At 72.3% G+C, this 24,018-nt stretch carries 22 protein-coding genes; 16 read left to right on the top strand and 6 right to left on the bottom strand.

The genetic code is table 11. The features are described 5' to 3' along the window. The first annotated feature begins 6 nt into the window (after nt 1-6). The 5 genes from OG570_RS43560 to OG570_RS43540 all read left to right on the top strand — a co-directional run bounded on the left by OG570_RS43560 (nt 7) and on the right by OG570_RS43540 (nt 4,704). Nucleotides 7-1,308 (top strand): ATP-grasp domain-containing protein, encoded by a 1,302-nt coding sequence (locus OG570_RS43560; protein ID WP_326954553.1) that lies wholly within the window; start codon nt 7-9, stop codon nt 1,306-1,308. Further along, entirely contained in the window at nt 1,305-1,655 is a 351-nt protein-coding gene (locus OG570_RS43555; RefSeq protein ID WP_326954552.1) for a hypothetical protein, read from the top strand. Before OG570_RS43560 ends, OG570_RS43555 begins: the two co-directional genes overlap by 4 nt. Further along, nucleotides 1,652-3,007, top strand: coding sequence for an FAD-binding oxidoreductase (locus tag OG570_RS43550; RefSeq protein WP_326954551.1), 1,356 nt, complete (start codon nt 1,652-1,654; stop codon nt 3,005-3,007). The genes OG570_RS43555 and OG570_RS43550 overlap by 4 nt, the downstream gene beginning before the upstream one ends. A gap of 51 nt (nt 3,008-3,058) precedes the next feature. Continuing rightward, nucleotides 3,059-3,592 carry a flavin reductase family protein gene (locus OG570_RS43545; RefSeq protein ID WP_326954550.1) on the top strand — a complete coding sequence of 178 codons (534 nt, stop codon included), beginning with the start codon at nt 3,059-3,061 and terminating at the stop codon, nt 3,590-3,592. A 65-nt stretch (nt 3,593-3,657) separates the two neighbouring features. After that, nucleotides 3,658-4,704 carry a radical SAM protein gene (locus tag OG570_RS43540; RefSeq protein ID WP_326948055.1) on the top strand — a complete coding sequence of 349 codons (1,047 nt, stop codon included), beginning with the start codon at nt 3,658-3,660 and terminating at the stop codon, nt 4,702-4,704. 12 nt (nt 4,705-4,716) lie between these two features. On the opposite strand, the gene OG570_RS43535 is transcribed toward OG570_RS43540, so the two are convergent. The 3 genes from OG570_RS43535 to OG570_RS43525 form a co-directional block, all read right to left on the bottom strand. Next, complete coding sequence (locus OG570_RS43535; RefSeq protein ID WP_326954549.1) at nt 4,717-4,869, bottom strand: hypothetical protein; 153 nt, start codon at nt 4,867-4,869, stop codon at nt 4,717-4,719. A 65-nt stretch (nt 4,870-4,934) separates the two neighbouring features. Next, nucleotides 4,935-8,042, bottom strand: coding sequence for a BTAD domain-containing putative transcriptional regulator (locus tag OG570_RS43530; protein ID WP_326954548.1), 3,108 nt, complete (start codon nt 8,040-8,042; stop codon nt 4,935-4,937). A gap of 254 nt (nt 8,043-8,296) precedes the next feature. Then, entirely contained in the window at nt 8,297-9,433 is a 1,137-nt protein-coding gene (locus OG570_RS43525) for an FAD-dependent oxidoreductase (RefSeq protein WP_326954547.1), read from the bottom strand. Between the two features lie 391 nt (nt 9,434-9,824). Here OG570_RS43525 and OG570_RS43520 point away from each other — a divergent pair, with 391 nt between their 5' ends. The 5 genes from OG570_RS43520 to OG570_RS43500 all read left to right on the top strand — a co-directional run bounded on the left by OG570_RS43520 (nt 9,825) and on the right by OG570_RS43500 (nt 13,882). Beyond that, nucleotides 9,825-11,186: a sensor histidine kinase gene (locus OG570_RS43520; protein WP_326954546.1), complete on the top strand. Its 1,362-nt coding sequence runs from the start codon at nt 9,825-9,827 to the stop codon at nt 11,184-11,186. 75 nt (nt 11,187-11,261) lie between these two features. Beyond that, nucleotides 11,262-11,681: a roadblock/LC7 domain-containing protein gene (locus OG570_RS43515; protein ID WP_247049526.1), complete on the top strand. Its 420-nt coding sequence runs from the start codon at nt 11,262-11,264 to the stop codon at nt 11,679-11,681. Then, complete coding sequence (locus OG570_RS43510) at nt 11,678-12,037, top strand: DUF742 domain-containing protein (RefSeq protein ID WP_326948061.1); 360 nt, start codon at nt 11,678-11,680, stop codon at nt 12,035-12,037. The genes OG570_RS43515 and OG570_RS43510 overlap by 4 nt, the downstream gene beginning before the upstream one ends. Next, complete coding sequence (locus tag OG570_RS43505) at nt 12,018-12,626, top strand: GTP-binding protein (protein ID WP_442788231.1); 609 nt, start codon at nt 12,018-12,020, stop codon at nt 12,624-12,626. The genes OG570_RS43510 and OG570_RS43505 overlap by 20 nt, the downstream gene beginning before the upstream one ends. Beyond that, the gene (locus OG570_RS43500) at nt 12,623-13,882 is read left to right on the top strand and encodes a cytochrome P450 (protein ID WP_326954545.1); all 1,260 of its coding nucleotides are present in this window, start codon (nt 12,623-12,625) and stop codon (nt 13,880-13,882) included. The genes OG570_RS43505 and OG570_RS43500 overlap by 4 nt, the downstream gene beginning before the upstream one ends. Nucleotides 13,883-13,990: 108 nt before the next feature. Here OG570_RS43500 and OG570_RS43495 read toward each other — a convergent pair whose 3' ends face one another. From OG570_RS43495 to OG570_RS43485, 3 genes are all read right to left on the bottom strand, one after another. Further along, nucleotides 13,991-14,368 (bottom strand): hypothetical protein, encoded by a 378-nt coding sequence (locus OG570_RS43495; protein WP_326954544.1) that lies wholly within the window; start codon nt 14,366-14,368, stop codon nt 13,991-13,993. Nucleotides 14,369-14,405: 37 nt separating this feature from the next. Then, the gene (locus OG570_RS43490) at nt 14,406-15,620 is read right to left on the bottom strand and encodes a cytochrome P450 (protein WP_326954543.1); all 1,215 of its coding nucleotides are present in this window, start codon (nt 15,618-15,620) and stop codon (nt 14,406-14,408) included. Nucleotides 15,621-15,693: 73 nt separating this feature from the next. After that, nucleotides 15,694-17,772: a PQQ-dependent sugar dehydrogenase gene (locus OG570_RS43485; protein ID WP_326954542.1), complete on the bottom strand. Its 2,079-nt coding sequence runs from the start codon at nt 17,770-17,772 to the stop codon at nt 15,694-15,696. A gap of 172 nt (nt 17,773-17,944) precedes the next feature. Here OG570_RS43485 and OG570_RS43480 point away from each other — a divergent pair, with 172 nt between their 5' ends. The 6 genes from OG570_RS43480 (at nt 17,945) to OG570_RS43455 (ending at nt 23,863) form a co-directional block, all read left to right on the top strand. Further along, nucleotides 17,945-20,758, top strand: coding sequence for a glycoside hydrolase family 2 protein (locus OG570_RS43480; protein ID WP_326954541.1), 2,814 nt, complete (start codon nt 17,945-17,947; stop codon nt 20,756-20,758). Between the two features lie 61 nt (nt 20,759-20,819). Next, nucleotides 20,820-20,996 carry a hypothetical protein gene (locus tag OG570_RS43475; RefSeq protein ID WP_326948069.1) on the top strand — a complete coding sequence of 59 codons (177 nt, stop codon included), beginning with the start codon at nt 20,820-20,822 and terminating at the stop codon, nt 20,994-20,996. A gap of 187 nt (nt 20,997-21,183) precedes the next feature. Continuing rightward, nucleotides 21,184-21,444 carry a hypothetical protein gene (locus tag OG570_RS43470; RefSeq protein WP_326948070.1) on the top strand — a complete coding sequence of 87 codons (261 nt, stop codon included), beginning with the start codon at nt 21,184-21,186 and terminating at the stop codon, nt 21,442-21,444. Nucleotides 21,445-21,679: 235 nt separating this feature from the next. Further along, entirely contained in the window at nt 21,680-21,823 is a 144-nt protein-coding gene (locus OG570_RS43465) for a M15 family metallopeptidase (protein ID WP_326954540.1), read from the top strand. A 26-nt stretch (nt 21,824-21,849) separates the two neighbouring features. Continuing rightward, nucleotides 21,850-22,635 (top strand): helix-turn-helix domain-containing protein, encoded by a 786-nt coding sequence (locus tag OG570_RS43460; protein WP_326954539.1) that lies wholly within the window; start codon nt 21,850-21,852, stop codon nt 22,633-22,635. A gap of 73 nt (nt 22,636-22,708) precedes the next feature. Next, nucleotides 22,709-23,863 carry a 4-hydroxybenzoate 3-monooxygenase gene (locus OG570_RS43455; protein ID WP_326954538.1) on the top strand — a complete coding sequence of 385 codons (1,155 nt, stop codon included), beginning with the start codon at nt 22,709-22,711 and terminating at the stop codon, nt 23,861-23,863. Nucleotides 23,864-24,018: the final 155 nt, after the last annotated feature.

Here is a 24,018-nt window from a genome sequence, read left to right as displayed (position 1 = left end):
TCTTCCATGACCTCGACCGCCCCGGGTGCGCTGCTCGTCATCGGCAGCGGGCTCAAGCTCTACCGCGAATACCTCGTCCGCAGCGTGTCCGACCGGGCCCGTGAAAACGGGCTGCGGCTGGTGCTGATCAACAACCTCAACCCGACCTGGCAGCACGAGTACTTCGACGACATCACCGTCGTCAACGTCTTCGACCACGCGCTGCTCGCCGAAACCGCCCGCAAGCTGGCGACCGAGTACACGATCGCCGGTGTGCTCTGCTGGGACGAGCCGCTGGTCATGCCCGCGGCCGAGCTGGCGGCCGAGTTCGGCGTGCCGGGCCTGAGCATCCCCGGCGTGCACGGCTGCCGCGACAAGCACAGCTGCCGCGTCCGGCTCACCGCCGCCGGCCTGCCGCAGCCCGGCTTCCACCTGGCCGCCGACCTCGACGACGCCCGCGCGGCGGTCGCCCGCATCGGCTTCCCGGTGGTCGTCAAGCCGCGGGCGCTCGGCGCCAGCATGGGCGTCTCCCTCGCCCGGGACGACGCCGAGTTCGACGCCGCCTACCGCGTCGCCCACGAGGCCAGCCTCGTCGGCGACGAGCCCTACCGCGGCGGCGCGATCATCGAGGGCTACGCCGACGGCCCGGAGATCAGCATCGACGGCGCCGTCCACAAGGGCGAGTACCTGCCGATGTTCATCGCCCGCAAGAGCACCGGCATGCCGCCGTTCTTCGAGGAGACCGGCCACGTCGTCGACTCCGCCGACCCGCTGCTGAAGGACGAGGAACTGCTGGGCGTGCTGGCCAAGGCCCACCACGTGCTCGGCATCGAGAACGGGATCACCCACACCGAGGTCCGCCTGACCCGCTCCGGCCCGGTGATCATCGAGGTCAACGGCCGGCTCGGCGGCGACCTCATCCCGTTCCTCGGCAAGACCGCGACCGGCATCGACCCGGGCAGCGTGCTGTTCGACGTCGCCACCGGGCAGCGCCCGGACGTCTCGCACAGCCGTGAGGGCGTCGCCGGCATCCGGTTCGGCTACCCGGACCACGACTGCGTCCTGCACTCGATCTCCGTGCCGGCCCAGGCACCCGGGCTGGTCACCGCGTCCCCGATGGCGGAGCCGGGCACCACGCTGCGGCTGCCGCCGGGCGGCTACATCGCCCGCCACTCGTTCGTCGTGTGCCAGGCACCCGACCGCGACACGTGCGAGCAGCGGCTCGCGCACGCGGCCTCGCTCGTCGAGGTGGGTTCCGAGGACATCGAGCCCCCGCCCGTCGGCACCACGCTGGCGATGCCGGCCGGACTCCTGGACGTGGACGAATGAGCGTCGACTACCACGGCCGCCGGTTCCGCGCGCTGGGCGGCGGTGACGGCACGTACGCCGAGTACCACCAGCACGGCGACCTGGTCTGGGCCACGTTCGAGGGCGGCCACGTCCGGCGCGGCACCGTCACCGGCGTCTGCGGCCCGACCGGCGTGCTGCGGCTGGCCTACACGATGGTCCTGGTGACCGGCGAGGTCATCGCCGGCAACAGCGTCAACACCCCGCAGTGGCACGGCGGCCACCTGGTGCTGCGGGAAGTCTGGGAGCGCCACGGGGACAACGCCGCCAAGGGCGTGTCCTACCTCGAGGAGGTCCTCGCGGCCGAGCTCGCGGGAGCGGCGCGATGACCGCGTGGGACACCCTGCGCGGCCTGGTGGACGGCGAACTCCGGCTCCCCGGCGACCGCGGCTTCGGTGAAGCCACGGCGCCGGTGAACCGGCGGTTCGCCGCCACCCGCCCCGCGGCGGTGCTCTCGGCCGCCCACACGGGCGACGTCGCCCGCGCGATCGATTGGGCCCGGACGGCGGAAGTCCCGCTGGTGGCCCGCGGCGGCGGCCACAGCTACGCCGGCTTCTCCGCGAACACCGGGCTGGTGCTCGACCTGCGGCGGCTGTCCGGGATCCGCGTCGACCGCGGCACCGGGCGGGTCACCGTTGGCGGCGGGACGCAGATGAAGGCGCTCTACGCCGGGCTGCGGCCGTGGGACCTGACCTTCCCGCTCGGCAACTCCGACACCGTCGGCATCGGCGGCCTGACCCTCGGCGGCGGCGTCACGACGATCTCCCGCGCGCACGGCATCACCTGCGACGCGCTGGTCTCGACCGACGTCGTCCTCGCCGACGGCACGGTCGTCACGGCGTCGGAAACCGAAAACCCGGACCTGTTCTGGGCCTGCCGCGGCGGCGGGGGCGGCAACTTCGGCGTCAACACGAGCTTCACGTTCCAGGCGCGCCCGGCCCCGGCCGGCTCGACCTGCCTGCTGCTCTGGTCGTGGCCGCACGCGGTCGAGGTGCTGGCCACGATGCAGGAGATCATGCTGGCCGCGCCCGAGGCGTTCTCGGCGCGGATCGGCATCGCCCGGTCGTCGGGCGGCGACGGCGTCGTCTCCGTGGTGGGCCACCACCTCGGTCCGGCGGCGGAACTGCGCGAGCTGCTGGCGCCCGTCTTCGCCGTCGCGGCCCCCGACCGCGCCGACATCGAGGACCGGGACTTCTGGGAAGCCGCGACGTACCTGCACCACGCCAGCGAGGGCGGGGCGTTCGCGGCCCGGACCCGGTGCACCCCGCACGCGATCGGCGACGACGGCGTCGAGGCGCTCGTCCGGGCCGTCGACAAGTGGCCGGGCAGCGGCAACCCCGACGGCGCGGGCGCCGCGCTGTTCGCGTGGGGCGGCGCGATCGGCCGCGTCCCGGTGGGGGACACCGCGTTCCCGCACCGGGACACCCGGTTCCTGCTCAGCCTCGACACGTCGTGGGCCGAGGACGACGCGCCGGGCGTCGTCCAGGCGAACCTGGACTGGCTCCACGCCCTGCACGCCGAGGCGGGGGAGTTCGCGCCGGACGCGTCCTACGTCAACTTCACCGACCCGGACCTCGAGGACTGGCGCGGCGCCTACTACGGGCCGAACGCCGCCCGGCTCGCCGAGGTCAAGCAGCGGTACGACCCCGACCGGTTCTTCCGGTCCCCGCAAGGAGTCTGACCACCGGCCGGCCCGCTCCGGCGGGCCGGCCCGTACCCCGGGAGCAGCCGAATGTCCCCCGACCTGCGTGGCGTGATGCGCACCTTCGCCACCGGCGTATGCGTCGCCACCACCTACCGCGACACCCCCGGCGGCCGTCGTCACGACGCCGTCACCGTCAACTCACTGGGCTCGATCTCCCTCGACCCGCCGTTGATCTCCCTGTCCTTCCGCAAGGAGTCGGTGTTCCTCGCCGACCTGCTCGACACCGGCCGCTGGGTCGTGTCGATCCTGCCCGCGAGCGCGCGGGAGCTGGCCGGGCGCCTCGCCGGCCCGCGGTCCTCGCGGGTCTCCGAAATTGCGGTTCTCGAAGCGACTCCGGGGGAACGGACCGGGGCGCTCGTGCTCGACGGCGCGAGCTGGCTGGAGTGCGCGCTGCGGCAGCCGATCGACCTCGGCGACCACACGCTCGTCGTCGGGGAAGTCCTGGCCACCGGCCACGACCGGCAGGCGCCCGCGCTCGTGTTCGTGCACGGCACCTACCACTCCGTCACCGATCCGCGGCAGGTCTCCGGGCCGGGCCAGTGGGGTGAGGCGGTGGGGTGAGGCGCCCTGGCCCGGCTCGGCGCGGTCGGGCATGCTGAGCGCCCGGCAAGAGGAGACCTGAGACGGTGAACGAAGATTCGATGCGCTGGAACGGCCAGCGCACCGACCGCGTCGACGCGGGGACGCTGCCGGGCCTGGCCCGGCTGACCGGGTTCGTGCGCAGTGTCCGGACCCCGGAGTTCCGGGGCGTGACGTTCCACGAGGTGCTCGCGAAGAGCGCGTTGAACCACGTGCCGGCGGACGCGCGCATGCTGCCGGGCGAGTACACGATGAACCCGTACCGCGGCTGCACGCACGCGTGCCAGTACTGCTTCGCGCGTCCCACGCACACGCGGCTCGGGCTGGACGTCGCCGGTGACTTCGACAACGAGATCATCGTCAAGACGAACATCGTCGAGGTGCTGCGGGGCGAGCTGGCCCGCAAGCGGAAACTCCCGCCGCGCGTGGCTTTCGGCACCAACACCGACGTCTACCAGCGCGCCGAGGGCCGCTACGCGCTGATGCCCGGGATCATCGACGCGCTGACGGGCCACCGCGTCCCGTTCTCGATCCTGACCAAGGGCACGATGATCCGCCGCGACTTGGACCTCCTGGCCAAGGCGAGCCGCGCGACGACGGTGCACCTGGGCGTCTCGCTGTCGATCCTGGACGAACAGTTGCAGCAGTCGGTGGAGTTCGGCACGGCGACCACGACGGCGCGCCTGGCGACGGTCCGCGCCATCCGCGACGCGGGCCTCGAGTGCACGGTGTTCCTGTCGCCGATCCTCCCGCACCTCACGGATTCGCCGGAGCAGCTGGAAGAACTGGTGTCCGCGGTGTCCGAAGCGGGCGCGACGAGCGTGCTGTACCACCCGCTTTACCTGTCGTCCGCGGTGAAGGAAGTGTTCTTCACGTGGCTGCGCGGCGCGCACCCGGAACTGGTCTCGGAGTACACGCGGTTGTACTCGTCCGGTTCGGAGACGTCCTACCGGCACGAGATCGGGGCCCGGATCCGCCCGCTGATCGCGAAGTACGGCTTCCCGGACCCGGACGAGACGATCGAGGACAAGTTCGCCCTCAACGGCCGCCGGGGCCAACCGGAGGAGGAACCGGCGCAGCAGTCCCTCTTCTGAGGTGCCGGCTGTTCAGGCGTGCGGCCAGATCTGAACCAGCCAGGTCTCGTGGAAGACATCGGGATCGCCGTCCTCGGCGATGTTCCGGGCGGCCGGCCGCCCGGCGCGGAGCCCCGCCGAGGTGCGCACCGCCACCATTCCGGTCGACCACTCCCCGTTCGTCATCTTCGGTGACGCCTCCTACGCCGACCTCGACCCCCGCGCCCCGGACTGGCTGGGGCCCCGGGCGGTCATGCGTTCCTCTCGATTCGCGCGGTCTCGGCGAGCAACTCGTCCATCAACGCCCTGATGCGGCCGTACAGCGCGGTTCCCGTGAGCCCGCCGGCGTCGGCCAGCAACCGCTCGCGGCTTTCCCGGTCGCCCAGCGCCGTCGCGAGGCGTTCGCCACGGCCTTGCGGAGCGAACTGGCTGGCGTTCGCGCCCACCCGGGTGCCCAAGGCCCACAGCTCACGCGCGATCGCGGCCTCACCCCGGAAGTCCGTGAATGCCACATTCACGGACACTACGTCCCTCGATGTGGCATTCACGGACTTGCGCGGCGTCGTCGTGGCGGCCAGTTCGGCGCCGCCCATCGCCCAGGCGCCCAGCAGCGGGCGGTCGTGGGCGGTCAGGACTTCGGGGCGCACGGCACGCAGCGTGTCGGCGGCCCGGGCGCCGGCGCCGAGCCACACGTGGAGGACGGCGACCGCGATCCGGAAGACGGCCGGCGGGCCGGCCCGCAGCAGCGCGTCCGCGTGGGCCGTGGCCTCCTCGGGCCGGCCGCGGCGCCAGGCCAGCTGGGCCAGGCCGAGCCGCGCCTGGTGGACGTCGAGGCCAGTCGAACCGGCGGTCTCCCGCAGCTGGCGCTCGGCCTCGGCGTCGCCGGCCAGCGCCAGCTGCGTGTCGAGCAGCACCCGCGTCGACCGGGCGTCCTGGGCCGCGCCGACCAGCGCCAGGTGCCGCTCGCTGCGCCGCAGCCACTCGTCGGACCCGGTCGTGTGCCCGGCGGCGTGGGCGGCCATCCCCATGCCCCAGTGGTCGCCGATCGCCTCGAACCGGCGGTAGGCCAGCTCGGCGTCACCGGACCGCCGGGTGCCGGCGTCCTCGACCAGGACCGCCCGGATGAAGTGACCCATCCCCTGGACGTACGGGTCCGGGTGCGCGACGAGGATCGCGGCGTCGGCCAGGCTCTTGTCGGGGACCGCCTGCTCCAGCCCGGGCATCGCCGCCGCCAGCGCGGCCGTGCGCGGTGAGACGTCGCCGGGGCGCTCCGCGAACAGCGTGCGCAGCGCGCGGCGGGCCAGCACGGTGAGGCGGACCGGCCCGGTGTTGCCCGCGTTGACGCCGATCAGCACGCACAGCCACGCGAGCCGGTCGGCGTGCGGCAGCGGACGCGCAGTGGCCCGGCCGCGCGTGATCGCCGACCGCGCCCGCGCGGCGGGGTCGTCGAGGTGCAGCAGCCTGCGCGCCCAAGCGCTGGCTTCGAGGTGCCGGCCGCGCACCGTCCACAGCTGGAACAGGGCCGTGGCGACGTCGACCGCGGCCGGTTCGTCGTCGTGGTCCCACGCCCACCGCAGAGCGGCGACGAAGTTGTCCTGGTCGGCCGCGCAGGCGTCCAGGGCCTCGATCTGGGCGGGACCGACGAAGTCGGGCCCCAGCGACACGGCCCGCCGCCCGGCCCAGCCGACCAGCCCGGCCATCGCCTCCGCGCGCCCGGTCGCGTCGAGGCGGGCCTCGCCGTGTTCGCGGACCGTCTCCAGCATCCGGTAGCGGTCGTCCTCCAGCCGCAGCAGCGACTGCTCGACCAGGATCGCCAGCCCCCGGCGGGCGCCGGGGCCCGCGACGGCCTCGGCGAGGTCCGCGGTGAACGGCGCCGGGATGACGGCCAGCCGTTCCAGCAGCTCCCGCTCGCCGGGCTCGAGCAGCTCACGGCTCCAGCCGACCAGCGCCCCCAGGCCGGCGTGCCGTTCGGGCAGCCCGCGCACGGCGTCGTCGAGCAGCGCGAACCGGTCGCCGAGCCCGGCCAGGACGTCGTCGAGCGGCATGGACCGCAGCCGGGCGGCGGCCAGTTCGAGCGCCAGGGGCAGGTTGTCGAGCCGGTGCGCGAGGGCCAGCGCCCGGTCCCGCGGCCAGGCCGGCGTCGCGCCGCCGGCCCGCACGCGGGCTTCGAGCAGGGCGAGCGCCTCGTCGTCGGGCAGCGCCGGCAGCCGGTGGACGACCTCGCCGAGCAGGCCCAGCGGCGCCCGGCTGGTGGCGAGCACGCCGAACCCGGGCGGCGCCACGGCCAGCAGCTCGGCCACGACGTGCGCGACGGCGTCGAGGACGTGCTCGCAGTTGTCGAGCACGAGCAGCCCGTCGAGCCCGGCGCCGAGAGCCCGCAGCCGCTCGTCGGGCCCGAGCGGACGGCGGTCCGGGGCCAGGGTGTCCGGGCCGCCCAGCACCGCGAGCACGGCGGGCAGCACCTCGGCGGGCGAGCGCAGGCCGGCCAGCTCGACCACCCGCACGGGCTCGGCGGAGCGGGCGATCTCGGCGGCCAGCCGGGTCTTCCCGGCCCCGCCGGTGGCGACGACGGTCACCACCGGCGCCGCCAGCAGCGCCTGTCTGACGGCGACGAGATCCGGCTCGCGCCCGACCAACGGCGTCATCGCCCGGCGCCAGGCGGCCGGCAGCCCACCGGCCCGGTGCGGCCGCGCCGTCAGCTGCCCGCGCAGCAGAGCCAGGTGCGCGTCGGCGAGCACGGGTGACAGGTCGGCGCCGTACCGCTCGACGAGTTCGCCGCGCACCCGCTCGACCACGTCGAAGGCTTCGGCGTCGCGACCCTGGGCCGCGAGGACCCGCACGAGCAGCGCGGCGGCCGGCTCGTCGGGCGGGACGCGGGCGACCAGTCGCCGCAGGTCCGCCTCGTCGACCGGCCCGCCGCCGGCCAAGGCGGCTTCCGCCCGCAGCGTCACGACGTCGCCGAAGAGCCGGGTCGGCTCCGGAACTTCCGGGAACAACGCCCGCGCCTCGTCGGCGCAGTCCCGCGCGCGCCCCGCGTCGCCTTCGGCCAGCGCCTGCCGGCCACGATCGGCGAGCGCGCGGACGGCGACGGCGTCGAGCTGCACCTCATCGACCGGGATCCGGTACCCGCCGGGCCCGGTGCGCACCGGCACGCCGAGCCGCCGCACCCGGCCGACCAGGGCCTGCACCGCACCGGTGGCGTCCTCGGGAGGTGCGCCCTGCCAGACCGCGTCGACCAGCGCGGTGGTGGAAACGGTGCGGCCCCGGGCATCGAGCAGCTCCCGGATCACGGCCGCCAGCCGATCACCCCGCACCGGCCGGCCGTCCACCGCCAGGGGGCCGAGAGTCGTGATCCGCACGCCACCATCATCACCCATTCGCCGCGCGCGGGCCCGAGCCGCGGGCTCGCCGAGTCCGCGCGGCCGGTCAGCGGAAGCCGTGCCCGCCCGGCGCAGCACCTAACCTGCCGCGCGCGGGCCGGGCTGCGGGTTCGCCGGGTCTTCCCGCGCCGCGCGGCGACTGTCCGCTGTCGCGCGGCCGAGTGTCGTGATCCGCGCATCCGCGTCGCATCCCGGCGCAGCACCCACCCCGCCGCGCGCGGAACCCCGGGTGACTACTCGGCGAACCTCTCCGCCAGGTTGATCAGGTTCAGGGCCGCGTTGTCGCCCAGCAGGATCGCGTTGTCCGCCACGCCCTGGGCCGCCGATGCGGCGCTGCGTGGGAACAGTGCCTCCTCGTACTCGGCCAGTGCGGCCTCGATGTCGCCGTGGTGTGCGGCGATGGCCGCGCCCAGTTCGGCGCCGTCCTGGAGGGCCAGGTTGGCGCCTTCGCCGTTCGGGGGCTGCAGGTGGGCGGCGTCGCCGAGCAGTGTCACTCCCGGTACCCGGGCCCAGCGGTGCTCGACCGGCAGCGTGTAGTGGCGGCGGTAGACCGGGGCGGTGTCGCTTTCGGTGATCACCGCGGCCAGTTCCGGGGCCCAGCCGTCGACTTCCCGCGCGATGCGCGCGGTCGCCGCCGCGGGATCGGCGAAGTCTATTTCGCCGAACCAGTCCAGCGACCGGGCTAGCCACAGGTAAGCGTGCAGGTTCCCGTCGCTTTCCCGGTGCACGAGGAAAACCTTCCCGCTCGCGCTCTTGTCGAACACCATCAACGCCCCGTCGCCGACGGCTTTCGCGACCCCGGGGTGCCGGTTGTCGGCGTCGAACAGGAAAGTCTCGATCGACGCGTTCCCGGCGTATTCGGGCGTGACGTCGGTGAGCAGCGGCCGGACCCGCGACCACGCGCCGTCCGCGCCGACGAGCAGGTCCGTCACGTCGGTGGTGCCGTCGGCGAAGGTGATTTCGTGACGGCCTTCGCCGAGGGCGCGCACGCCGTCGACCCGGTGCCCCCACCGGACGGTGCCCGCCGGGAGCGAATCGAGCAGCAGCTGCCGCAACGCGGCGCGCTGCGCTTCGGGACTGCCGCCGGTGCCGTCGTCGGCCTTGTCGTACAGCACGGTCCCGTCCGTCTCGACGACCCGCATCGCTTCCCGGCCCGGCAGGACGATGGCGCGGAAATCGTCGATCAGGCCGGCCGCCCGGAGAGCGCGCTGTCCGTTGTGGTCGTGGATGTCGAGCATTCCGCCTTGGGCGCGGGCCGTCGGTGACGCCTCCGCTTCGTGGACCGTGACCGGGATCCCGTGCCGGGACAGGAGCCGGGCCAGGATGAGGCCGCCGAGTCCGGCGCCGACGATCGTGACGGGAGTGCGCATGGGGTGCTCCTTCGGTGAGGGTGGTGCGAATTGCCACCGAGCGTGTGTGACCCCGCCGACACGGCCCCGACATGACGTCGACATGACACCGACACGCCTTTCCCGGAGATGTCGCCGATACGCATTGGCTGCCGCGAGCCTTGCGGATCCGGCGGAATTCGAGTAAGGGCCGGGGATCGCCCGGAAAATCGGGGACCCGCGCTGCCCGGCCCGCGACGGCGGCGTTAGTGTCGCCGCCGTTGTAGGCGCACCGAAACCGACCCGTGATCTCGGTCGGCAAACCGAGTACTGTTCGGGCACCAATCGGACTCGAGGAAGTGGAGCGATGTCGGAACGACCGCCCGCACAGCATCGGGAAGAACGCGAGTCAGTCGGCCGGGCCGTAATCGGGGTGGTCGTCACCGCGGTCGTCGCCGCGGCGATCTGGACGTGGATATCCCTGTCGGTTTCCGGTGGTCAGGGGATTGTCATCGCCATCGCGGGCGCGTTCACCGGGATCGTCGCGTGCGTCGCGGTGTTCTTCGCGCTGCGCCGCACCGATCAGGTCGCGCACGCGACGGGGCAGACGCGGACCGCGCTCGACGAGGCCCAGCAGGCCCGCGAGTTCGTCCGTTACAGCGACGGTGAACTGGCCCGGCTGCTGGAGCAGACGGTGCCCGACGCGGTCCGGCGGCTGCGCGGCGGCGCGCCCGCGGACAGCGTGCTCGCCGAGGTCCCGCGCCCGGCCGACGAACTCCACCAGCGCGTCCTGCGGCTGGTGGTCGACGAGATCGCCGTCGGGGAACGCCGGCGCGCGGCCGCGACCGCCGCCTGCGCGAACGCCGCGGGCCGGCTGCAGGCGCTGGCGACCAGCACCCTCGGGGACCTGCGGGAGATGGAGAACCGGTCGTCCGACGCGATGCTCGGCGACCTCCTGAAAGTGGACCACAGCACGGCGCAGGCGGGCCGGCTGGCCGACAGCATCGCCGTGCTCACCGGCGCGCGCTCGGGCCGCCGCTGGACGAAACCGATCCGGATGGAGAGCATCCTGCGCGGCGCCCTCGGCCGCATCGGCGCTTATCAGCGGGTCCGGGTGCATTCCGCGAGCGGGGTGGCCGTCGTCGGTTACGCCGCGGAAGACGTCATGCACGCGCTCGCCGAACTCATGGACAACGCGACGAAGTTCTCGGCGCCGTCCGAAGAAGTGCACGTTTATGTCGAAGATCTGCACAACGGCGCGGTCATCACCATCGAAGACGGCGGCCTCGGGATGAAGGCGCAGGCCCTCGTCCGCGCCGAGCGCGCGGTGTCGCTCGACCAGCCGCTCGACCTGACCTCGATGTCGGGCACGCGCCTCGGCCTGGCGGTCGTGGGCTGCCTGGCCCGCAAGCACCAGCTGCACGTCTTCTTCCGGCCGTCTTCGCGTGGGGGGATCGGTGTTGTCATGCGCATTCCGACGCAGCTGATCACGCAGCCCCGGCCGGAAACGGTGCCGGAGGCCGACGATTCCGCCGCCGTCGCGTGGCCCGGGCCCGCCGACGACACGAGCCACGAGATCACCGGCGACCTGGCCGAGCCGTCCGAGCTGCCGCGGCGCTCGCGCGGGCAGACGCTGACCGCCGCGTCGCGCCGGCCGCCGTCGCCCACGCCGAGCACCGCCCGGGCCGAGCGGGACACCGGTTCCCGGTTCGGTGCCTTCCAGCAGCGGCGCAGCGGCAGTGCCGCGCCGTCGCGCCACGCCGCCACCCCGGCGGACACCGGCGAAGACGCGTGACCCGTCGCTCCCCCCGAACACCCACACCCCGCCAGATTGGAGCGAGGGGACCCGCCAGCCCGGTCCCCGGATTCGATGACTGATTCGGACAAGAGCCTCGAATGGCTCCTCGAGAACCTCGTCGGCAACACGGCCGGCGCGTGTCACGCGCTCGTGTTGTCCCGTGACGGCCTGAAGCTCTGCCACACCCAGGGCCTCACCGTCGACCGCGCCGACCAGCTGGCCGCGATCGCGGCCGGCGTCCAGGCGCTGGCGCACGGCGCGTCGGTCGAGTTCGGCGACGGCACCGGCGGCGTGCGGAACTCGATGACCGAGTTCCACGGCGGGATCCTCTTCATCGTGGAGGCGGGTGTCGGCTCGCACCTGGCCGTGATCGCCACGGAGGACGCCGACGTGGGCCTGATCGGCCACAACATGGACGAGCTGGTGGAACAGATCGGCTCGGTCTTCACCGCCCCGCCGCGCTTCACGGCGGCTGACCACCCGGCTTCGTGACGCGCTCGGCGCTCGACGGGGAGGACCCGGACCGGCTCTACACGGTCACGGGCGGACGCAGCAGCGCGGACGACATCGACCTCGATCTCGTCACGTTGATCGTCCGGGAGTCGCAGCCGTCGGCGGGCATGCAGTCCGAGCACGTCAGGATCCTCGAGATCGCGGCGAAGCCGACGTCCGTCGTCGAGCTGTCGTCCGATCTGGCGCTACCGGTGAGTGTGATCAAGATTCTGCTCGCGGACCTGCTGGCCATGGGCAAGGTGTCCGCCCGACATCCGTCGTCGGCCCAGGCCGCGGGACGGACCTCCGACTCGGAATTCCTCAAGAAGGTGCTCGTTGGACTCCGCAATCTCTGAACAAGACGAACGGCTGCCCCTGGCCGACACCGCGACCGACGGCCTGAAGATCGTCATCGTCGGCGGCTTCGGCGTCGGGAAGACGACCATGGTCCGGTCGGTCAGCGAGATCCGGCCGCTGAGCACCGAAGAGACGATGACGCAGGCCGGGATCGGCGTCGACCACACCCGCGGGGTGCAGGCCAAGACGACGACCACGGTGGCGTTCGACTTCGGCCGGATCAGCCTCGACGAGCAGCTGGTGCTCTACCTGTTCGGCGCGCCGGGGCAGGAACGGTTCTGGTTCCTCTGGGACAGCCTCTTCGCCGGCACCCTCGGCGCCGTCGTCCTGGTGGACGCCCGCCGGCTGGCCGAGTCCTGGTACGCGATCGACCGGCTGGAACACCACGGGACGCCGTTCATCGTGGCGCGCAACAACTTCGGGCCGCCGAAGCACAGCCTCGACGACGTCCGCGCCGCGCTCGACCTGCCCGACGAGGTGCCGCTCGTCGACTGCGACGCCCGCGACCGGGACTCGGCCAAGCAGGTGCTGATCTCGCTCGTCGACCACCTCTACACCCTGTCCACAGTCCGGGAGGGCACATCGTGACCGGTTTCCAGACCAGCACCCCGGCGGACACGATCCCCGCGGCGGACCGCGTCCGGTTGTACGGGCCCGAGTTCCAGAAGGATCCCGCCGCGCTCTACGCCCGGATCCGGCGCCAGTACGGCGGTGTCGTCCCGGTCCTGCTCGACGGCGACATCCCGGCCTGGCTGCTGACCGGCTACCGCGAGATCCACCAGGTGTGCCAGGACTCGCAGCTGTTCGCCCGCGACAGCCGCCGCTGGAACCAGTGGGGCAACGTCCCCGACGACTGGCCGCTGCTGCCGTACGTGATGCACAACCCGTCGGTGATGTTCACCGAGGCCGCGGAACACCGGCGGCGGGCGGGCGCGATCGGCGACGCGTTGTCGGCGGTCGACCAGTTCGACCTCAGCGCCCACTGCGAGCGCATCGCGGACCGGCTGATCGACGAGTTCGCGGGTTCCGGCGAAGCCGACCTGATCGCCCGGTTCGCCCAGCAGGCGCCGCTGCTGGCGATCGCGAAGATGTACGGCATGCCCGACTCGGAGGCCCCCGCGCTGGTGCGGGACGTCGCCCTGTCGCTGGACGTCGGCCCCGAGGCGCTGCCCGCGTACGGCCGGGTCCAGGAGGCGATGGCGCGGCTGGTGGCGGTCAAGCACCAGCAGCCGGGCGCGGACGTGCCCACGGCCATGATGCAGGACCCGGCGAACCTGACCGACGACGAGGTCGTCCAGGACCTGCTGGTGGTGACGGCCGCGGCCCAGCAGCCGACGGCCAACTGGATCGGCAACACGATCCGGCTGATGCTGACCGACAGCCGCTTCGCGATGACGCTGTCGGGCGGCCGGGGGAGTGTCGGCCAGGCCCTCAACGAGGTCCTGTGGCACGACACGCCCACGCAGAACTTCATCGGCCGCTTCGCCACGCGCGACACGGTGCTGAGCGGCGTCCGCGTCCGCCAGGGTGACCTGGTGGTCCTCGGCCTGGCGGCGGGCAACGCCGACCCGCACGCCCGTCCGGACGCGGCGGCGGGCGCACTGGGCAACCACGCGCACATGTCCTTCGGCCACGGCGAGCACGGATGTCCTTACCCCGCACCGGAAGTGGCCGAGGTCATCGCCCGCACGACGGTCGAGGTGCTGCTGGACCGCCTCCCGGACCTGGAACTGGCCGTCCCGGCGGAGAACCTGGTGTGGCGGCCATCGGTGTGGATGCGCGGCCTGGAGAGCCTGCCGGTGGTCTTCACCCCGGTCCACGTCGCCGGCCCGGCGACGTGGTGACCGTGACCTCGGCGCTCCCGCTCGCATGTCCGTGAAGGCCTCCTTACCGGCTCTTATGGCCGGTAAGGATGCCTTCACGGACAACGGGGGCCGGAGGGCGGCGGCGGGCTAGCTCGCCTGGCCGCCGCCGGCGCGTTCCTCGCGCAGCAGTTCGAGCGCGCGTTCCCGGGCCTTGGCTCGGTATCCGGCCGGGTCGCGGTCGTACTCGGCGGTGGCCGTCTGCCAGCGGGTGAAGGCGGCCGCGATGTCCGCTTCGCTGTGCAGCCAGTCGGTGCTCGCGCCGGGCCCGACCAGGCCGTCGGCGGTGCAGGCCTGGTCGAAGCCGTGCAGGTGCAGGAGCGCGCTTCCGGTCATCGGATCGGTGACGCGCTCCGGCTCGTCCTCCACCCACCGCACGGCCCAGGCGTGTGCGGCGGCCCTGGTGACGGCGCCGGAGATCAGCTCGGTCCAGGTGCGCGTCACCTGCTCGCGGTCGGGAACGGTCACCACCGCAGGCTAACCGGCCCGCGATCCCGCCGGCGCCTTACGCCGGCGTGAAGACCACCGGCACCGACGCCGGTCCCCGGGTGAAGACGCCGCGCTCGGCCGGTTCCGCGCCCTCGGCGAGCCGGACGTCCGGCATCGCGTCCAGCAGCTGATTGACGCCCACCTCGATCTCCGTCTTCGCCAGCAGCGCACCCACGCAGAAGTGCCGGCCCAGTGCGAACGACAGGTGGCTCGCCGCCGCGGAAAACGCTGTCTCGGTCGGCAGGTCCGTGCGGAAGATGTCGAACGCGCCCGGGTTCGCGAAGCGGCGCGGGTCGCGGTTGGCGGCGCCGATCAGGCAGGTCACCGTGCTGCCGGCCGGGATCTTCTCGCCGCCGATCTCGACGTCTTCCGCGGGCTGCCGCATGATCATGTGCACCGGCGGGGTGTGGCGCAGGGTTTCGGCGAACGCCTTCGGGATCAGGTCGCGGTCCGCGCGCACGGCGTCGAGCTGGTCCGGGTGCTCCAGGAGGTTGCGGAACAGGCTGGCGATCGCCTTGTCCGTGGTCTCGCCGCCGGCGGCCAGCAGCAGGCTGCAGAACGCCTTGATGTCCTCGTCGCTCATCGTGGTGCCGTCGACTTCCGTGGCGCAGAGCGCGGAAAGCAGGTCGTCACCGGGGTTTTCGCGGCGGTCGCGGATGATCGGGATCATGTACGCGGCGAGCTCGTCGTGGGTCTGGAGGCCGGCCGCGGTGACGGCCTCGTCCTGGCTGAGGTTGCCGAGGAAGGCGATGATCGCGCTGTACCACCGCTGGAACCGGGCGTGGTCGCTCTGGTCCAGACCCAGCATGTCGACGATCACGTTGATCGGGAAGTGCCGCGCGTAGTCCGTCACGATGTCGGCCGAGCCGCGGCCGCGGAAGACGTCGATGAGCTGCGTCGAGTTGCGTTCGATCACCGGGCGGAACTTCTGCTCCAGCTCGTTGCCCCGGAACGCCGGCGCCACCAGGGCTCGCCGGATCGAGTGCTCCCGGCCGCTCATCTGCAGGATGGTCCGGCCGTGCACGGGTTCCAGCTGCCAGCCGTAGTTCTCGGTGGTGAACACGCCTTCCTTGAAGGCGCGCGACACGTCCTCGAAGCGCGAAATGACGTAACTCCGCATTCCCTCGTGCCAGATCACCGGCGAATGCTCGAGCATGACGTCGTAGGCGGCGTACGGATCGGCGGCGAACTCCGGAGACAGAAGGTCCGGCGCGTGCCCTGCTGAAGTCACGAGGCTCCTTTTCTCGACGGTCGGTCAGCAGGTTATCGGGGATAGTTGCCATTGCGAAAGAGTTCGGGTGGGGCTATTCACCCAAAACGACGTGGAAGATCTTCTCGTCGCTGTTGTCGGGAATACTGTCCTTGTCGCCGTTGTTCGTGGTCGTCAGCCACAGGCCGCCGCCGGGCGCGGGTTCGACCGTGCGCAACCGCCCGTAGGTCCCGTTGAAGTACGCCTGGACGTTCGTCAGGTCGCTGCCGCTGATCACCTCGCGGTACATCCGGGTCCCGCGTTCGCACGCGACGTAGATCACGTCGCGGACGATGGCGATGCCGGAGCAGGAGCCGTCCGCCGTCGGGTACGTGCGCTTCGGGGCGATGAAGCCCGCGGTGCCGCACGTCCCGGAGGTGCCCTCGCACGCCGGCCAGCCGTAGTTGCCGCCCTTGGTGATCAGGTTGGTCTCGTCCATGATCGCGTTGCCGAACTCCTGCTCCCACAACCGGCCCTGGGAGTCGAACGCGAGCCCCTGCGGGTTGCGGTGGCCGTAGCTCCACACCTGGTTGCCGAACGGGTTGTCCGAGGGCACGCTGCCGTCCGGGTTGAAGCGCAGGACCTTGCCGTTGAGGCTGGTCTTGTTCTGCGCGTTGTCGCCGTTCTGGGCGTCGCCGGTGCTGGCGTAGAGCTTGCCGTCGGGGCCGAAGCGCAGCCGGCCGCCGTTGTGGAACTTGTTGCGCAGCAACCCGCTGAGCAGGACCTGCTCCGAACTGGTGGTGAGCTTGTCGTTCTCCAGCTTGATCCGCACGATCCGGTTGTCGGACGGCGACGTGTGCATGATGTAGAGCCAGTGGTCACTGGCGAACGTGGTCGCGACGGCCAGGCCGAGCAGGCCGCCTTCGCCGTCGGTGTTGTCGACGCCGGGGACCGTGCCCACGGTGGTCTTGGCCCCGGTGGCGGCGTTCAGGTGGACGATGTCGTGGGCGTCGCGCCGGGTGTAGAGGATGGTGCCGTCCGGCAGCGTCACCAGGCCCCACGGGATGTCGGTGTCGGTGGCGATCTGCGTCACCGTGCACACGGAGGCACCGCAGGCCGCGCCGGTCGTGACGGAGGTGGACGCGCTGGGCGCCGACACGTTCGCCTGGGCGTCCCGCGCGACGACGTAGTAGGAGTAGCTCGTGTTCGCCGCCAGCCCGCTGTCGACGAAGGTGGTCGCGGGCGGCGCGGTGGCGGTCCCGGTGACGGTGCCGACCTTGGCGCCGCCGCGGTAGACGTCGTAGGCCCGGACGCCGATGTTGTCGGTGGCCGCGGTCCAGTTCAGGGTCACCGTCGTGCCGGCCGCGGAACCGGTCAGCTTGGTGGGCGCGCTCGGCGCCTGGGTGTCCGGCTGGCACTGCGGCGGGGTGATCGGCACGGTGGTGCTGGCCTGCGAGACGTTGCCCGCGGCGTCGCGGGCGTTCACGTACAGGCCCCAGGTCACGCCGCCGACGACGGTGAGGCTGGTTGACAGGGTGCTCCCGCTCACCGACTTCATCAGCTGGCCGTCGTGGTAGACGTCGTAGAACGCGACGCCCACGTTGTCGGTGGCCGCGTTCCATGAGAACGTCACGGCGTCGCAGACCAGGTCGCTCACCCGGGGGTTGCCCGGCACGCCCGGCGGCTGGGTGTCGGCGGCCAGCGACGTCCGCCACTTCTGGTTGCCGCCGTTGTTGCAGGTCCACAGCCCGACCAGGGTGCTGTTGGCCGTGCCCGCCGCGGTGACGTCCAGGCAGAGGCCCGACTGCACGCCGGTGATCGTGCCGTCGGTGCCGATCCGCCACTTCTGGTTGGCGCCGCCGTTGCAGGTGTAGATCTGCGCGTCGGCCGGGGAGGTGGTGCTCGCGCCGGCGACGTCGAGGCACATCGTGCCGTCGTACACCCGCAGCTCGCCCGCCGAGGTGAACGTCCAGCCCTGGTTGGCCTGCCCGTTGCAGTCGTAGATGTTGACGCGCGTCTTCGCCGCGGTGCTGTTGCCGACGACGTCGAGGCAGCGCCCGGAGGCCACGCCGACCACGGTCGAGCCGGTGGCGGCGGTAGCGGTGGTGGCGGTGGGCGCGACCACCGCGGCGGCGGCGATCACCGCGGTCAGGACACCGAGGCGCAGTCGCCTGCGGACGTTCGAGGAGAACATTCTCCTACCTTTCACGGGGGATCGGCCGGAGACCGCGGGGAGGGTGCGGAGTGCCGCACCACTGTCGTGGGCCCGCGACCGGACGTCAAGACTTGTCCGGCTGCTTGTCCGCTCCGTCGGTGATTGCCGTTGTACGGTGTGTCATATATCAGATCGGACTTCGGGAGGCCTGGTGGAACTCACCCGACGCCGCGCACTGGCGATCAGCGCGGCCGGTGTGGCCGCCGCGGGACTGCCGACGTCCGGGGCCGCGTCGGCGGCCGGAACCGGCGCGGCGCTCGCGGGCCCGGTGACCGAGACGATGCTGCTCACCGGCAGCGACGCCGACCACACCGTCGACTGGGACTTCCAGGTCACGGCCGGCCGGCGCGCGGGGGAGCAGGCCACGATCCCGACGCCGTCCAACTGGGAGTGCCACGGCTTCGGCAGCTACCACTACGGCGGGGACCTCGTCCCGGCGGAGAAGGGCAACTACCGGCACTCGTTCACGCCGCCGGCGTCCTGGGCCGGGCGCCGGATCTTCCTGGTGTTCGAGGCCGCCATGACCGACGCCGACGTGCGGGTCAACGGCGTCTCGGCGGGACCGGTGCACCAAGGCGGCTTCTACCGCTTCCGCTACGACGTGACGGCCCTGCTGCGGCTCGGTGCGGCGAACCTGCTCGAGGTGACCGTCAGCAAGGAGTCGGCCGACAACTCCGTGAACGACGCCGAGCGCCGCGGCGACTTCTGGAACTTCGGCGGGCTCTTCCGGCCGGTGTCGCTGGAGGCCTACCCGGCCGCGCGGATCGACCGCGTCGCGATCGACGCCCGCGCCGACGGGACTTTCACCGCCCAGGTCACGCTCGCCGGGGTGAGCGCGGCGGGCCGGGTGTCGGGCCAGCTGCGCCGGCTCGACGGCACGGCCGTCGGCGGCGCGTTTTCGGTTGCCGTGGCGAGCGGCGCGACCGGCGCGACGCTGACCACCACCGCGGCCCAGCCGGCCCTGTGGACGGCCGAGACGCCGAACCTGCACCAGGTCGAGCTGACGCTCGCGAGCTCCGCCGGCGTGGCTTTGCACAGCACCGTCGAGCGCTTCGGGTTCCGCACGATCGAGGTCCGCACCGGCGACGGCGTTTACGTCAACGGGAAGCGGATCGTCCTCAAAGGAGCGAACCGGCACACCTTCTGGCCGACGTCCGGCCGCGCGTCGAGTCCCCGGCTCGCCCGGCTGGACATCGGGCTGATGAAGGACATGAACATGAACGCCGTCCGGATGTCGCACTACCCGCCGGACGCGTACTTCCTCGACCTCTGCGACGAACTCGGGCTCTACGTCCTGGACGAGCTGACCGGCTGGCAGCACCACTACGACGAGGGCGTCGGCGCGCCGCTGGTCGCGGCCCTGGTGCGGCGCGACGTCAACCACCCGTCGATCCTGTTCTGGGACAACGGGAACGAGGGTGGCTGGAACACCGCGCTGGACGACGACTTCGGCCAGTACGACCCGCAGCGGCGCGCGGTGCTGCACCCGTGGACGACGTTCGGCGGCGTCGACACCAGCCACTACCAGACCTACAGCAGCACCGCGACCAAGGCCGCCGGCACCACGGTCTTCATGCCGACCGAGTTCCTGCACGGGCTCTACGACGGTGGCGCCGGCGCCGGGCTGAACGACTACTGGAAGCTCATGGGCGGCGCCCAGCGCTCGGCGGGTGGGTTCATCTGGGCGCTCGTCGACGAAAGCGTCGTGCGCGACGACCGCGGCGGCGCCCTCGACACCAACGGCAGCCGGGCCCCCGACGGCATCCTCGGCCCGTACCGCGAGAAGGAAGGCAGCTTCTTCACGATCAAGGACATCTGGTCGCCGGTCCAGCTGGCCAGCCCGGCCTACTACGACACGGTCTTCCCGGCGTCGTTCGACAAGACCGTGAAGCTCGTCAACCGGTACGACTTCACGAACCTCCGGACGTGCCGGTTCGGCTGGCAGCTGCTCGTGTTCCCCGCGCCCGGCGCGGGCCCCGGCCACCAGGTGCTCGCCCAGGGCCAGGCCGGCGCGCCGGACGTCGCCCCGGGCGCCACCGGCGCGGTGACGCTCGGCCTGCCCGCCGACTGGACCGGCGCCGACGCGCTGCGGCTGAGCGTGACCGACGCGACCGGCCGGGACGTCGCCGGCTGGACGTGGCGGATCCGCAAGGCGCCGGACTTCGCCGCGCGCCTGGTCAAGCCGGCGACCACCGGCAGTGTCACCGCGGCCGAGACCGCCACCGACGTCACGCTCGTCGCCGGCGCCACCCGGGTCACCGTCAGCAAATCCAGCGGCCGGCTCACCGGCGTGCGCCGCGGCAGCGCGCCGGTGTCGCTCGGCAACGGTCCCGCCCCGGCCGGCGGGACGGCCGCGCTGACCGCGTTCAGCCACTTCCGCGACGGCACCGGCTGGGTCGCCCAAGCGGACTACACCGGCGACCTGACGTCGGTGCGGTGGCGCCTGGACGCCAACGGCTGGCTGCGGCTGGAGTACCGCTACCGCGCCACCGGCGACCACGACCACCTCGGCGTGAACTTCGACTACCCGGAGGCGAACGTCCGGGGCCTCACCTGGCTCGGCGACGGGCCCTACCGCGTCTACAAGAACCGGCTGCGGGGTGTGCAGCCCGACGTCTGGAGCAAGCCGTACAACAACACGGCGACCGGGTCGAGCGGGTTCGGCTACCCGGAGTTCAAGGGCTACCACGCCCGGACCTGCTGGGCGGTGCTCGACACCACCGAAGGCGCGGTCACGGTGGTCGCCGCGGACGAGGGCCTGTTCCTGCGGTTGTTCACCCCGGCGGTGGGACCCGACCCGCAGAACGCGGTCGTCACCTACCCGGCCGGCAACCTCTCCCTGCTCGACGGCATCGCGCCGATCGGCAACAAGTTCCACGGCGTCGCCTCGCTGGGCCCGGAGAGCCGCCCGAACGCGGGCGCCGGCGACTACCACCGGACGGTGTACTTCCGCTTCGACGCGTGATCGCCGCAGGTCCGAGGGGTGGTCGCCGGATAACGCGCCGGAATTCGGGTACTCCGCCGCCATGACGAACGATGGCGAAGACCGCGGGCGGCTGCCCGCCGAAGACGAGAACCAGACCGAAGAGCGGACCTTGGACCGCGGGCTCGCGCCGCCCTCGGTGGAGCCCGAGATCACCTCGACCCACCCGCTCGACCGCGGGCTCGCCCCGCCGGACGAGGAAGAGCCCGGCGAAAAGTGAAAAAGTTTTTGACTCAGGGAGAACAAGACGGTTTCTTCACTCATTCGACTGAATCGATGATTGCGCTGAGTCAAAAACAGAAAAATCTGTAACTCTCTTGTCGGGCAGATCGACTGTTCGGGGGTCAGACGACTGCGATCCGTGACGTCAAGGCGCGCGTGGATCGCCGACGGGAGGCCGAGAATCGATGGGTGTACCTGGGCAGGCGCAGTCGATCGCGCGCGACCACGCTCCCCGCCGGCCGCGGATCCGGGCGGGCGACCGGAATCGCTGGCTGCTGCTTTCCCTGGTCACGTTCGCGGTGGTCCCGGCCGACGACGACGGCAGCGCCTGGGCGATGGTCGCGGCACTGGCCGCCGTCGCATTGCTGGCCGCGGCCCACCGGACGCTACGTCGAGCCGCGGCGAAGGTCGACGCCGCGTTGACGGACGAACTCGACCCCCGATGAGGAAGAATCGCGCCGGAAATGCCCCCGGGCGCGATTCCCAGTGACAGATCCCCCCCGAAATGTGGCACCCGGCGAGGACGTCACCCCTGAAAGCCGTGAAGGCCTCGTTCCCGGCTCTTACGGCCGGGAAGGAGGCCTTCACGGCCCACCGGGTCAGAAGTACGGGGACCAGCCGGCGCCGTGGACGACCGCCTTGGCGAACTTGTTCATGCCGAGGCCGTTCCAGGTGTAGAGCGTGCCGCCGCTGCTGATCGGGGCGATGTCGGCGGGCGGCTTCGTGAACTACCCGAGCGAGTGGTGGCACTGGTCCTACGGCGACCGGTACTGGGCACTGGCGACGGAGACCGCGCACGCCCCCTACGGCCCGACCACTACCTGAACCGACCAGCGGTAAACTGACGTCCGATGCCGGAAACCCGCCAACCCTCGAAGCCGCCCGCGAAGCCGGGAGAGCCGACACCACGAGGTGGTGGCTGGCTCCCGCACGGCTACCACCTCGACGCGCACTCCCACCCTGACGGCCAGCTCGTGTACGCGGCCGCCGGTGCGCTGGCCACCACGACCGAGCGGGGGACGTGGGTGGCGCCGGCCAGCCGGGTGACGTGGACGCCGCCCGGGTTCGCGCACTCCCACCGCTTCTACGGGCGGACCGACGCCCGGCTCGTCGCCATCCCGGCCGCGGAGTGCGGCGGGCTCGTGGCGCACCCCAGCGTGTTCGCCGTGAGCCCGCTGCTGCGGGAAGTCCTCCTGGCGCTGACCGGCCCGGACGGGCGGACGCCCGAGGCCGAGAAGCGGCTGCGCGCGGTGGTGCTCGACGAGCTCGGCGAGCCGCCTGAGCAGTCCCTGCACCTGCCCGAACCGCGCGACGACCGGCTGCGCGTCGTCACCGATCTCCTGCGCGCCGATCCCGGCCGGATCGCGACGCTGGCCGAGCTGGGCCGCGCCGCGGGGGCGAGCGAGCGCACGCTCAGCCGGCTGTTCCACGCCGACCTCGGCATGGGGTTCCACCGCTGGCGCACCATCCTGCGCATCCACCACGCCCTGGCCCACCTCACCGGCGGGCAGTCCGTCACCGACACCGCGATCGCGTGCGGCTGGTCCAACCCCTCGACGTTCATCGAGGCGTTCACCGCCGTCGTCGGCCAGACGCCCGGCCGCTACCAGGCCGGCCTCCAGGAGCACGGCGCCTGAGGTTGGCGGGTTTCCGGCATCGGCTGACCGGATACCGGTGGTCGGCCCGCGCGTCCGGGGCCACGGTGGTGCCATGACCAACACCGAAGAGCACACCACCGTGGTGATCGTGGGCGGCGGAGTCGCCGGGCTCGCCCTCGGGAACTTCCTGCTGCGCAGCGGAATCGGCTGCGTGATCCTGGAGAAGCACAGCCGCGAGCACGTCGAGCACCGGCAGCGGGCCGGGTCCCTCGACGCGCAGGGGGTGCGCGTGCTGCGGGAGTGGGGACTGGACGAGGTCGTCGAGGGCAGCACCAGTCACGAATCGTCCGACGCGGGGATGCCGCTGCTGATCGACGGCGAAACGCGCTGGTGGAAGATGGACCTCGACGACGACGAAGCCGACGGCGCGTTCTGCCCCCAGCAGGTCCTCGTCCGGAACCTCATCAGGGTGTTCCTGCGCGACGGCGGCGACCTGCGCTTCGAGGCGGAAGACGTTGCGCTGGAAGGCATCGGCACCGAGTCGCCCCGGGTGCGTTACCGGGACGCGTCGGGTGCGGCGAAGGTGCTCGGCTGCGACGTCGTCGCCGGGGCCGACGGCTACCACGGCGTCAGCAGGACGGCCGTGCCCGCCGACGTCCTCACCTGCCACACCCACGAGTTCGGCTACGCCTGGCTGACGGTGCTGACCGAGGTGCCGGCGGATCCGCCGGCCGTGCTCGCGGTGCACTCCCGCGGTTTCGCCGCGCGGATCACCCGCGGCCCGCGCGCGAGCCGCGTCTACCTGCAGTGCCCGCTCACCGACACCGCCGGCGACTGGCCGGACGAGCGCGTCTGGACCGAACTGGGCACCCGGTTCGGGGAGCCCGTGGCGGTCCGCGGGCCGATCACGAGCAAGCAGGTCGTCCCGCTGCGCGGGGTGGTGTTCAGCCCCATGCGCTACGGCCGGCTCTACCTCCTGGGCGACGCCGCGCACCTCATTTCCCCGATGAGCGCGGAAGGGATGAGCCTGGCCCTCCACGACGCCGAGGTGCTCGCCCGCGCCGTCGTGCAGCAGATCGAAAAGGACGATCCGAGCCTGCTCGACCGCTATTCCGAAACTTGCCTGAGTCACACGTGGGCGCGGCAGGCAGCCGCGGTCCGGATGACCGAGACGATGCACGATTCCGGCGACGCGTCCTACGAGGGGGAGTTCCGCAAGCGGATCGCCCGCGAGAACCTGGAAAGCATGGTGGAGCCGGTGCGGTGACCGGCTGTGGCCGGCCGCGTTACCTGAACGGCCGCATCGCCCGGCCGATCGACGGGCGGTGACCCACAGCCAGTGGTTCACCGCCTGCTACGGACCATTCTTTCGTGTAGCCCCCGATGTGGTCACAGGAGTTACCAAAGTGGTTAAACTGCCAG

The sequence above is a fragment of the Amycolatopsis sp. NBC_01286 genome, from assembly GCF_035982555.1.
Lineage (GTDB): Bacteria > Actinomycetota > Actinomycetes > Mycobacteriales > Pseudonocardiaceae > Amycolatopsis.
Note: the sequence above shows the minus strand (reverse complement) of the source record. Positions and strands in the feature narration are given on the sequence as shown.

What these genes read in the sequence shown, in the direction of transcription:
- OG570_RS43545 (WP_326954550.1), top strand. Translation starts at nt 3,059, where the DNA reads ATGTCCCCCGACCTGCGTGGCGTGATGCGCACCTTCGCCACCGGCGTA.
- OG570_RS43515 (WP_247049526.1), top strand. Translation starts at nt 11,262, where the DNA reads ATGACTGATTCGGACAAGAGCCTCGAATGGCTCCTCGAGAACCTCGTC.
- OG570_RS43470 (WP_326948070.1), top strand. Translation starts at nt 21,184, where the DNA reads ATGGGTGTACCTGGGCAGGCGCAGTCGATCGCGCGCGACCACGCTCCC.
- OG570_RS43560 (WP_326954553.1), top strand. Translation starts at nt 7, where the DNA reads ATGACCTCGACCGCCCCGGGTGCGCTGCTCGTCATCGGCAGCGGGCTC.
- OG570_RS43535 (WP_326954549.1), bottom strand. Translation starts at nt 4,869, where the DNA reads ATGACGAACGGGGAGTGGTCGACCGGAATGGTGGCGGTGCGCACCTCG.
- OG570_RS43455 (WP_326954538.1), top strand. Translation starts at nt 22,709, where the DNA reads ATGACCAACACCGAAGAGCACACCACCGTGGTGATCGTGGGCGGCGGA.
- OG570_RS43550 (WP_326954551.1), top strand. Translation starts at nt 1,652, where the DNA reads ATGACCGCGTGGGACACCCTGCGCGGCCTGGTGGACGGCGAACTCCGG.
- OG570_RS43525 (WP_326954547.1), bottom strand. Translation starts at nt 9,433, where the DNA reads ATGCGCACTCCCGTCACGATCGTCGGCGCCGGACTCGGCGGCCTCATC.
- OG570_RS43555 (WP_326954552.1), top strand. Translation starts at nt 1,305, where the DNA reads ATGAGCGTCGACTACCACGGCCGCCGGTTCCGCGCGCTGGGCGGCGGT.
- OG570_RS43485 (WP_326954542.1), bottom strand. Translation starts at nt 17,772, where the DNA reads ATGTTCTCCTCGAACGTCCGCAGGCGACTGCGCCTCGGTGTCCTGACC.
- OG570_RS43460 (WP_326954539.1), top strand. Translation starts at nt 21,850, where the DNA reads ATGCCGGAAACCCGCCAACCCTCGAAGCCGCCCGCGAAGCCGGGAGAG.
- OG570_RS43475 (WP_326948069.1), top strand. Translation starts at nt 20,820, where the DNA reads ATGACGAACGATGGCGAAGACCGCGGGCGGCTGCCCGCCGAAGACGAG.